The following is a 4,508-nucleotide window of genomic DNA, read 5'->3' as shown; positions in this document are numbered from 1 at the left end:
AGGCGCACGCGAGACGCATCCCACAGCTCCAGACTCCGCAACAGCCACCACCCAAGCCACCCGCGCACAGGTCTCATCAATACGTCCTGATCGTGATGGTGCAGCAGAGATCGCAATCCGCGTTCGTATTGGACGAGCGACGGATTCCGTCTGCCCCAGCTCCCGTGTTTGCCGCTGCCGCGGTACAGGGCGTGGCACAGCCCGTGATGCAGCGCCACCACCGCGTTGTGGACTTTCCGTACGCCGACAACCCCAAGCTGGCGCGCGGTGTGCCGACCGGCCAGCAACTCGGGGCCTGGCAGCCCCGCGCGGTCATCGGGTGCCTGGAGGGTCCTGACCGGGCGCGTCCGACCAGCCCCGCGATCGGCCGGCCCCACGGCCACCCTGGAACGCCGACGCGGTCCGGGCCAGCGACTCCCGCACGACCGCGAACGCCACCCGGCGATGACCATGCCGCAGCCGTACCATCAGGCAGGCCACAGTCCGGCGTCATCCGACATTGAGCAGGGCTGGCTGAACGGACCGATACGCTAGGCCTCGCCGGCGCACTCCAGCATGGCGGCCGCCAGCGCGTCAGCGGGGCTCTTGCCGCCCCACAGCACGAACTGGAACGCCGGGAAGAACCGCTCGCACTCGGTCACCGCGATGTCGACCATGTCCTCGAGCGCCTCCACCGACAGCCCGCCGGCACCGCGCAGCAGCACCGAGTGGCGGAAGACCGGGGTGTTCTCCTCGGTCCAGACGCCGAAATGCCCGAGCCAGAGCTTCTCGTTCGCAAGCGCGAGCAACTCGTGCACCTGGGGCTTGCGCCCCGCCGGCACCTTGAGATCGAAGGCGCAGAAGAAGTGCATCGCGCTGATCTCACCGCACCAAGAGAAATGCAGCGTGTAGTCGCACCACTTCCCAGGCACCTCGACCGCCATCGCATCGTCGCCGCGCCGATCGAACGGCCAGTCGTTGGCGGCGACGATCTGCTCCAGCAGGTCCAGCGGGTTGGCGGTGCTGTCATCGCGGAGGGCAAGGCGGTCGGCCATGGCCGCGTGCTCCCTGTACCGGCGGCAGGCGTCAAGGCGGCGCCCGCCTGAAGAGGGTGCTGGACGCGCTCTCCACATCTTGGTGTGAACGAGCGGCCCGAACACCATGAATAGGTTACAGAGCCGAATCGCGCCGCTGCAAGGCAGACGCGGTCCGGGGCGCAGTTTTCACGCCCCTGTCACGCCCGGCTCAGGGCACGGTGCCGTCCACCGCCGGCGGCTCCTCCGGGGTCGCCTCCAGCGCGGCCACCCGCGCCTCGAGGTCCGCCACCCGGGCCGCCAGCCTGCCGTTCTCATCGCGCGCCCGGGCCGCAAGCTCGCGCGCAGCCTCGAACTCCTCGCGCATGACGAGGTCAAGCCGGCGCACCATCTCCTCGACCGCCGAGCGCGCCATCGCCTCGGCCTCGCGCCGGAGCCCCACCAGCGCCGAGATCGCGCCTCCCGCTACGCCCGCCATGTCATCTGCCAGCTTCGCGCGCATGGTCCCTCCTTGCCGCGGCGTTGCCGCCCTTCGGCGCGGACCCTATAAGCGGCGCCGTCCCGCCACAACCGGCAAGCGCATGATTCTCGTCACCGGCGGCGCCGGCTTCATCGGCTCCAACATCGTCGCCACCCTCGCCGCACGCGGCGAGGAGGCGGTCGTCTGCGACCGGCTGCGCAGCGACGGCAAGTGGCGCAACCTCGCCAAGCACCTGGTCGCCGAGCTCGTCGCCCCCGAGGCGCTGGCGGGCTGGCTCGACCGCGCCCCGCCCGTGCGTGCGATCGTGCACATGGGCGCGATCAGCGCGACCACCGAGCGCGACGGCGACCTCACCGCGGCGACCAACATCACGCTCTCGCTGGCACTCTGGGACTGGTGCGCCGCCCATGCGGTGCCGCTGATCTATGCCTCCTCCGCCGCCACCTACGGCGACGGGGCGGCCGGGTTCGACGATGACGCGAGCCCCACCGCGCTCGCGAAGCTGCGTCCGCTCAATCTCTATGGCTGGTCCAAGCACGCCTTCGACCGGCGCGTGGCCGACCTGATTGCGCGCGGCCGTCCGCGCCCGCCGCACTGGGCTGGACTGAAGTTCTTCAACGTCTATGGCCCGAACGAGTATCACAAGGGCCACATGATCTCGGTGGTGAAGCGCAAGGCGGAGGAGGTCGCCGCGGGCAATCCCGCGACCCTGTTCCGCAGTCACCGTCCCGACATCCCCGACGGACACCAGGCGCGCGACTTCATCTGGGTCGGCGACTGCGTGGACGTCGTCCTCTGGCTGCTCGACCATCCGGAGGTCTCCGGGCTGTTCAATGTCGGCACCGGCCGGGCGCGGACCTATGTCGATCTCACCCGCGCGGTCTTCGCGGCGATGAACCGCGCGCCCGAGATCAGCTTCGTCGACACGCCCGAGCACCTGCGCGCGCAGTACCAGTACTTCACCCAGGCGCGCATGGAGCGGCTGCGCGAGGCTGGCTATGCTCGGGCCTTTACCCCGATCGAGGATGGCGTCGCCACTTATGTCCGCGACTACCTGCTGGCCGCGGACCCGTATCGCTGATGCTCGGCATCGTCCCGTTCCCGCTGATCGATCCGGTGCTGGTCGAGATCGGTCCGTTCGCGATCCGCTGGTACGCGCTCGCCTACATCGTCGGGCTGGTGATCGCCTGGCGCGTCGTGCGCCGGCTGGTCGCCGCTACACCCCCCTGCGCGACGCCCGAGCAGGTGGACGACTTCCTCACCTGGGCGGTCGTCGGCGTCATCCTCGGCGGCCGGCTCGGCTACGTGCTGTTCTACCTGCCCGGCTACTACCTCCAGCACCCGCTGGAGGCGTTGATGGTGTGGAAGGGCGGGATGAGCTTCCACGGCGGCATGCTCGGCGTGATCGCCGCGACGCTCTGGTTCTGCCGCTGGCGCGGGATCGACTTCTTCGCCTTCGTCGATCGCGTCGCCGTGCCGACCCCGATCGGGCTGTTCCTCGGCCGGCTCGCCAACTTCATCAACGCCGAGCTCTGGGGCAGGCCCTGGGACGGACCCTGGGCGATGGTGTTCCCGACCGATTCCGACCAGGTGCCGCGCCACCCGAGCCAGCTCTACCAGGCGGGGCTGGAGGGGCTCGCGTTGCTCGCGGTGATGGCCTGGTTCGGCCGGCAGGAGCGGTATCGCGCGCGGCGCGGCTTCCTCGGCGGGCTGTTCCTCGCGGGCTATGCGGTGGCGCGCATGATCGGCGAGCTGTTCCGCCAGCCCGACGCCTTCCTCGGCTTCCTGCCGGGCGGGCTGACCATGGGGCAGGTGCTGAGCCTGCCGATGCTGGCGGTGGGGCTATGGGCGATCGCGACGAGCCGGGCCCGCTCGGCGCGATGATCCGTGCCGAGATCGCCGAGCGTGGGCCGATGCGGCTCGACCGCTACGTCGCGCTCTGCAACGCGCACTACTATGCCACGCGCGATCCGTTCGGGCGGGCAGGGGACTTCGTCACCGCTCCTGAAATGACGCAGGCATTCGGCGAGCTGCTCGGCGCCTGGTGCGCCGCTGTCTGGCAGTCGATGGGAAGGCCCGATCCGGTGCTGCTCGCCGAGGCAGGGCCCGGCCGCGGCACGCTGATGGCGGATGCGCTGCGGCTCGCCGACCGAGTCGCGCCGGATTTCGCCGCGGCCGCGCGGATCCATCTGATCGAGACGAGCCCGGTGCTGCGCGCCGCGCAGGAGATGCGGCTGCGTGGCCGCGTCGTCGCCTGGCACGACGGCATCGGAACGCTGCCCGAGGGGCCGCTGTTGCTGGTCGCCAACGAGTTCCTCGATGCGCTGCCGGTGCGCCAATTGGTCGGCGGCGGGCGGGAGCGCTCGGTCGGGCTCGACGGCGACCGATTGGTCTGGACGACCATCGCCGCGCCCGACGCGACGGAGCCAGGCGAGCGTAACGACGCCGCCCGCGCGTGGGTGGCGGCGCTCGCGGTGCGGCTCGTGCGTACGGGCGGGGCTGCGCTGCTGATCGACTACGGCCATGGCGGCGGCGCGGTCGACACGCTCCAGGCCGTGCGTGGCCATGCCTCCGCCGATCCGCTCACCGCGCCGGGCGAGTCCGACCTGACCGCGCAGGTCAATTTCGCTGCCCTCGCCTGCGCCGCCCGCGCCACTGGTGCCGAGGTGCACGGCCCTGTGCCACAGGGCACGTTGCTGCGCGCGCTCGGCCTGCCGGAGCGCACGGCGGTGCTCTGCCGCGCCGCGCGCCCCGATACCGCGCGCCAGCTCCAGGCGGCCGCGCGGCGCCTGATGGACGCGGACGCGATGGGGCTGCTGTTCAAGGCGCTCGCGATCACCGCGCCCGGCCTGCCACCGCCGCCGGGGTTCGCTGCATGACCGTGCCGTTCCTCACCGCCGGGCTCGACGCGCCGCACGGCTTCTTCACGCGGGAGGGCGGCGTCTCGACAGGCCAGTTCGCGACGCTGAACTGCTCGCTGTCTGGCCGGGACGATCGCCATGCGGTGGCAGAGA

Annotated in this window: 6 protein-coding genes; 4 read left to right on the top strand and 2 right to left on the bottom strand. The window is 71.2% G+C overall.

The features are described from left to right. Nucleotides 1-530: 530 nt before the first annotated feature. Nucleotides 531-1,034: a YbjN domain-containing protein gene (locus ACTIFU_RS22560; protein WP_439580569.1), complete on the bottom strand. Its 504-nt coding sequence runs from the start codon at nt 1,032-1,034 to the stop codon at nt 531-533. Nucleotides 1,035-1,224: 190 nt separating this feature from the next. Further along, nucleotides 1,225-1,515, bottom strand: a complete 291-nt coding sequence (locus ACTIFU_RS22555) for an accessory factor UbiK family protein (RefSeq protein WP_439580568.1) — start codon at nt 1,513-1,515, stop codon at nt 1,225-1,227. A 79-nt stretch (nt 1,516-1,594) separates the two neighbouring features. Here ACTIFU_RS22555 and rfaD point away from each other — a divergent pair, with 79 nt between their 5' ends. The 4 genes from rfaD to ACTIFU_RS22535 form a co-directional block, all read left to right on the top strand. Next, the gene (gene rfaD / locus ACTIFU_RS22550; RefSeq protein ID WP_439580567.1) at nt 1,595-2,575 is read left to right on the top strand and encodes an ADP-glyceromanno-heptose 6-epimerase; all 981 of its coding nucleotides are present in this window, start codon (nt 1,595-1,597) and stop codon (nt 2,573-2,575) included. Beyond that, nucleotides 2,575-3,378, top strand: coding sequence for a prolipoprotein diacylglyceryl transferase (lgt, locus tag ACTIFU_RS22545; RefSeq protein ID WP_439580566.1), 804 nt, complete (start codon nt 2,575-2,577; stop codon nt 3,376-3,378). The genes rfaD and lgt overlap by 1 nt, the downstream gene beginning before the upstream one ends. Next, complete coding sequence (locus ACTIFU_RS22540; RefSeq protein WP_439580571.1) at nt 3,375-4,373, top strand: class I SAM-dependent methyltransferase; 999 nt, start codon at nt 3,375-3,377, stop codon at nt 4,371-4,373. The genes lgt and ACTIFU_RS22540 overlap by 4 nt, the downstream gene beginning before the upstream one ends. Next, nucleotides 4,370-4,508, top strand: a 139-nt coding sequence (locus ACTIFU_RS22535; protein WP_439580570.1) for a laccase domain-containing protein, incomplete at its 3' end; no start/stop codon positions are given. The genes ACTIFU_RS22540 and ACTIFU_RS22535, both read left to right, overlap by 4 nt.

It is taken from the genome of Elioraea sp. (genome assembly GCF_051860475.1).
Classification (GTDB): Bacteria; Pseudomonadota; Alphaproteobacteria; order Acetobacterales; family Acetobacteraceae; genus Elioraea.
This window is presented reverse-complemented; position numbering and strand designations above follow the sequence as displayed.